This is a genomic window from Calditrichota bacterium, from assembly GCA_013152715.1.
GTDB lineage: Bacteria > Zhuqueibacterota > Zhuqueibacteria > Thermofontimicrobiales > Thermofontimicrobiaceae > 4484-87.
On sequence record JAADFU010000112.1, the window covers coordinates 1 to 4,867 of the forward strand.

Annotated in this window: 4 protein-coding genes, 1 tRNA gene and 1 rRNA gene; 3 read left to right on the forward strand and 3 right to left on the reverse strand. The window is 43.3% G+C overall.

Annotated features, from left to right (window positions below; genetic code table 11):
• Positions 1-109 precede the first annotated feature (109 nt).
• From GXO74_08960 to GXO74_08970, 3 genes are all read right to left on the reverse strand, one after another.
• Positions 110-1,192 carry a tetratricopeptide repeat protein gene (locus GXO74_08960; protein NOZ61800.1) on the reverse strand — a complete coding sequence of 361 codons (1,083 nt, stop codon included), beginning with the start codon at positions 1,190-1,192 and terminating at the stop codon, positions 110-112.
• A gap of 9 nt (positions 1,193-1,201) precedes the next feature.
• Positions 1,202-1,414: a hypothetical protein gene (locus tag GXO74_08965; GenBank protein NOZ61801.1), complete on the reverse strand. Its 213-nt coding sequence runs from the start codon at positions 1,412-1,414 to the stop codon at positions 1,202-1,204.
• 111 nt (positions 1,415-1,525) lie between these two features.
• Positions 1,526-1,609 (reverse strand) — tRNA-Leu (locus GXO74_08970).
• A gap of 153 nt (positions 1,610-1,762) precedes the next feature.
• Here GXO74_08970 and smpB point away from each other — a divergent pair.
• From smpB to GXO74_08985, 3 genes are all read left to right on the forward strand, one after another.
• Complete coding sequence (gene smpB, locus GXO74_08975; GenBank protein ID NOZ61802.1) at positions 1,763-2,230, forward strand: SsrA-binding protein SmpB; 468 nt, start codon at positions 1,763-1,765, stop codon at positions 2,228-2,230.
• A gap of 20 nt (positions 2,231-2,250) precedes the next feature.
• Positions 2,251-3,483: a tyrosine--tRNA ligase gene (locus GXO74_08980; protein NOZ61803.1), complete on the forward strand. Its 1,233-nt coding sequence runs from the start codon at positions 2,251-2,253 to the stop codon at positions 3,481-3,483.
• Between the two features lie 429 nt (positions 3,484-3,912).
• Positions 3,913-4,867, forward strand: a 16S ribosomal RNA gene (locus tag GXO74_08985); the annotation flags it as partial.

Genomic DNA, 4,867 nt, shown 5'->3' on the forward strand with positions numbered 1-4,867 from the left:
CTAATAACACATGAAATATAATTTTATTGGAAATTTTTTGAGGAAAGTAAATTTTGGGTGAAATTTTTTTTGCTGGGCAAGGCTGACGTTTGTTTTGTTGCTGATATTTTCAATTCTGTTTAGGAGTTGGCTTATTTTCGGATTTAATCTGCGAATAAGCCATTGCCAGCATATTTTTTACATCAGGGTCGTCAATCCCGCTTGCCAGCGCTTTTTCAAAATAATGAATTGATTTTTTCAGAAATTTTATCGCTTCTTCAGGCGGTGGAATTGTGGAATCGGAGAGGGATTTTTGCTGTTCGATGATCATATCTTCGCCCAAAGAAAAATAACATTCGCCTATCAAAGAAAACGTCTCTCCGTCATGCGGGGATTTTTTGATGACTTTTTTGAAATTTTCAATCGCTGGCAAATAGTCGCCTTTAATGAAAAGCAATCGCCCAAGATTGTAGTACAAATCAGGATTTTCACTTTCCGTGGCAATTGCTTTTTGGTAGCAAGCGATAGCGGAATCAATTTCTCCGCCCATGTCGAAGGCAATCGCTTTTTGAACCAGCGCCTGCGTCATTTGCGGATGAACAGATAAAATTTGATCTGCCAGTTCCAGCGATTTGCCAAATTTTTCCAATTCAAGACACAGATTGGCAGCGTAGAACATGAGGTCGAGATTGCTCGTGTCCTTTGCGAAAGCCTGCTGGTAATGGAAAATAGCCGAATCCGGCAAATTGAGTTTTTCTTCCACCAACCCTAAATTCACGTAAGCCTCAGGCCGCTCGGGGTCGATGGTCAGGCATTGGTAGAAACTAAAACCAGCTTCGGCAAATTCTTGATTTTCGAAAAAAGAGACGCCATTGTCAAAACAAAATGTCCAAAAATCATCACGGATGTACTGGATTTCCCGCCAATTGTTATTATTTGTCGTGTCGGGAATGAGCGATCGCGCCTTTTCCAGCGCCAGATTCATCATTTCGTAATTTTCTTTCATGCCGTAAACCTGCCCCAATAAGAGATACGACTTGATGTCAGCGGGATTTTTGATGATTGATTTTTTCAAATATTCAACCGCTTTATCCCAATCATTGTCTTCCGCATAAATTTCAGCAGAATAATATTCAAAAGAGGCGCAGGACAAAAAAATAGTGAGAATGATTAGGGGGAGGCAATGAAGAAAATATTTATTGACGAGTCGCATGATAGTTTTCTAATTTGATTTATTGAAATTTTGGGCTCTGCCTCGGAAAAAAGAGAAATAAAAAATACCGAGCAAAATGACAACGCCGTAGCCGACGAGAATCAATGACCGAATTGATTCTGCAAATATCAATTCATAGCCCAGTCCGATGATTCCGAGAAATATATAAATCAGCCCGCGGAATTTGCGTTTACTGTACTCGTTTGGATCTTCAGTAGTCATGGCGATCTCGCTTTTTTAAGAAGTTAAGTTCAGACAGAACAGTGTGGTAAGTTGTGTTGCAAAAATAAAAAAGGCAATGAAACACTGCCTCTTTTTATCGAGAAAAATTAGTGCCGAAGGTGGGATTCGAACCCACACGGGCGTAAGCCCACACGGCCCTGAACCGTGCGCGTCTGCCAATTTCACCACTTCGGCATTGAACAGCTTGAATTTAATAAATCTTACAAAAAAAGTCAAGCTTTTTGTTTTGGTTCTTGACTTTTATTCAGAAAAATACTATTTTAGGGCGTTGAAGAAATGGCAGAAAATCTGCATTGCAAGAATTATGTTTGAAAGAAGCGAATTGTAATGGGAATAAAAATCGTAAGTGTCAATAGAAAAGCCCGCTTTCTTTATGAAATTGTCGAAGAAATCGAGGCGGGAATCGTTTTGCAGGGCACAGAAGTCAAATCGCTGCGCAAGGGCAAAGTCAATATCAAAGACAGCTATGCCACGGTGAGAGACGGCGAGATTTATCTGGTAAATATGCACATCAGCCCTTACGAGCAGGGAAATATTTTTAACCACGACCCCGAACGTGAGCGGAAGTTGTTGCTGCACAAGCGGGAAATAAAGCGATTGATCGGAAAAATCACGGAACGCGGCATGACGCTGATTCCGCTGAAAATTTATTTTAAAAGCGGAAGGGCTAAGATCGCTCTTGGTCTGGCAAAAGGAAAATCTGTTGTGGATCGGCGAAGAGACATTGCGCGCCGAGATGAGCAGCGAATGATTGAACGAGAATTTAAGGAAAAAGGCAAGTACAGAATAAAATAACTTCAAAGGTGGAAGCTTAAATGGACGAAAATGTTTTTGACGCTCTTCGTGAACGCGGATTTATTCAGCAGGTGACCGATGAAGAGGCGCTTTCCTCTCTTTTGGGCTCTGAAAAAGTGGTTCATTACATTGGCTTTGATCCCACAGCGGAAAGTCTGCACGCCGGCAGTCTGATGCCGATAATGGCGCTGATGCACATGCAGCGTCGGGGCCATGTGCCCATTGTGATCATCGGAAACGGAACGGCGATGATTGGCGATCCCAGCGGCAAAACTGAAATGCGCAAAATGCTTTTTCAGCAGCAAATCGAATCCAACGCGCAAAAGTTGATTGAGCAGTTAAACCGATATTTGCATTTTGATCAGGAAAAGGCAAAAGTCGTTTTCAACGGTGATTGGCTGTTGAATTTGAAATATATTGATTTTTTGCGCGATATTGGTAAACATTTCAGCGTTAATCGCATGTTGGCGGCTGAATCCTACAAAATTCGTCTGGAAACCGGATTGTCTTTTCTGGAGTTTAATTATCAGTTGCTGCAAGCGTACGATTTTCTAATGCTTTTTCAGAAGCACAATTGCCGTTTGCAAATGGGCGGCGATGATCAATGGGGCAATATTGTCGCCGGAATTGATTTGATTCGGCGCATCGAAGGAAAGCAGGCTTACGGATTGACTTTTCCGTTGCTGGTGACGGCCGGCGGCCAAAAAATGGGAAAAACTGCTAAAGGCGCCTTGTGGCTGGATGCAAACAAAACGTCGCCTTATGATTTTTACCAATATTGGATCAATGTAGATGATCTGGATGTGGAAAAATTTCTGGCATTTTTCACATTTCTTCCTATGGACGAGGTGAAAAAATTAGGTTCGCTGCAGGGAGCTGATTTGAGAAAAGCGAAACAGATTCTTGCTTTTGAGGCGACAAAGATTACTCACGGCGAGAAAGAAGCAAAAAAAGCCGAGGAAGCAGCACGAGCAGCGTTTGGCAGCGGCGGCGGCGACATTGATGCCATGCCTGCGACAGATTTCGAGCGCACTGTTTTTGTCGATGGCATGAATGTGGTGGATTTGTTTTTCGAGACAAAATTAGCAAAATCAAAAAGCGATGCCCGGCGTTTGATTCAGCAGGGAGGTTGCTACATCAATGAAAAAAGGGTAGAAAGTATCGACAAAATGGTAAAATTCGCTGATTTTAAAGATGGGCAACTCATCCTTCGCGCCGGGAAAAAGAGATATCACCGAGTGAAAACCAAATAAATGCAAAAAAGTGAAAAAAAGACTTGACTATTTAAAAAAAATTGTTATCTTATACGACCCTTTAAAAAAATAGGGCGGGGCAATGGGGAAAAGATAATAAACTGAAAAAAACTTGACTGTTTGAAAAAAAAATGTTATCTCATTTTCTCCTGAAAAAATGCAAACCGGGTTTTGAAAAATATTAAAAAAGACTTGACAATTTCCCAAAAAATGTTATATTATAAAGCCCTTTGAAAAAAACGCGAAGGGCAAATTTTCAAAAGAAAAAAGTTGAAAAAGTAAAATTTTCTCTTGACTTTTAGAATTAATTTTTGTATCTTTTATTTTGCAATAAGCAAATTGTTCTTTGTAAATAGTAAAGCGTGCATGAGCCTTTGTCAATTTGTAAGGTTATCTTTCTGAAAAGAAAAGATAAAAATAAACAAACAATGAAGAGTTTGATCCTGGCTCAGGACGAACGCTGGCGGCGTGCTTAACACATGCAAGTCAAGGAGAAAGGAAATCTTCGGAATTCTGAGTAAACTGGCGAACGGGTGAGTAACACGTAGGTAACCTGCCCTTTGGACAGGGATAACCCGACTAACGTCGGGCTAATACCTGATAATATCAAAATAGCGCATGTTATTTTGATCAAAGCTGCCTTCGGGTAGCACGAGAGGATGGACCTGCGCCCCATTAGCTAGTTGGTGAGGTAACGGCTCACCAAGGCGACGATGGGTAGCCGGCCTGAGAGGGTGACCGGCCACACTGGGACTGAGATACGGCCCAGACTCCTACGGGAGGCAGCAGTGAGGAATATTGCGCAATGGGCGAAAGCCTGACGCAGCAACGCGGATGATGAAGCTCCAAGGAGTGTAAAGTCCTGTTAGGAGGGAAGAATTGCTTTGGTTCGAATAGGATCAAGGCTTGACGGTACCTCCAGAGAAAGCCCCGGCTAACTCCGTGCCAGCAGCCGCGGTAATACGGGGGGGGCAAGCGTTGTCCGGAATCATTGGGCGTAAAGGGCGCGTAGGCGGAACAGTAAGTCAGAAGTGAAAACCATGGGCTTAACTCATGGCCTGCTTTTGAAACTGCTGTTCTTGAGTGCGGTAGAGGGAAGTGGAATTCCTGGTGTAGCGGTGAAATGCGTAGATATCAGGAAGAACACCGGTAGCGAAGGCGGCTTCCTGGCCCGCAACTGACGCTGAGGCGCGAAAGCGTGGGGAGCAAACAGGATTAGATACCCTGGTAGTCCACGCCGTAAACGATGGGCACTAGGTGTTGGTCTGCCTTAGGCGGATCAGTGCCGCAGCTAACGCATTAAGTGCCCCGCCTGGGGAGTACGATCGCAAGGTTGAAACTCAAAGGAATTGACGGGGGCCCGCACAAGCGGTGGAGCATGTGG

What these genes read in the sequence shown, in the direction of transcription:
- GXO74_08960 (NOZ61800.1), bottom strand. Translation starts at nt 1,192, where the DNA reads ATGCGACTCGTCAATAAATATTTTCTTCATTGCCTCCCCCTAATCATT.
- GXO74_08965 (NOZ61801.1), bottom strand. Translation starts at nt 1,414, where the DNA reads ATGACTACTGAAGATCCAAACGAGTACAGTAAACGCAAATTCCGCGGG.
- smpB (NOZ61802.1), top strand. Translation starts at nt 1,763, where the DNA reads ATGGGAATAAAAATCGTAAGTGTCAATAGAAAAGCCCGCTTTCTTTAT.
- GXO74_08980 (NOZ61803.1), top strand. Translation starts at nt 2,251, where the DNA reads ATGGACGAAAATGTTTTTGACGCTCTTCGTGAACGCGGATTTATTCAG.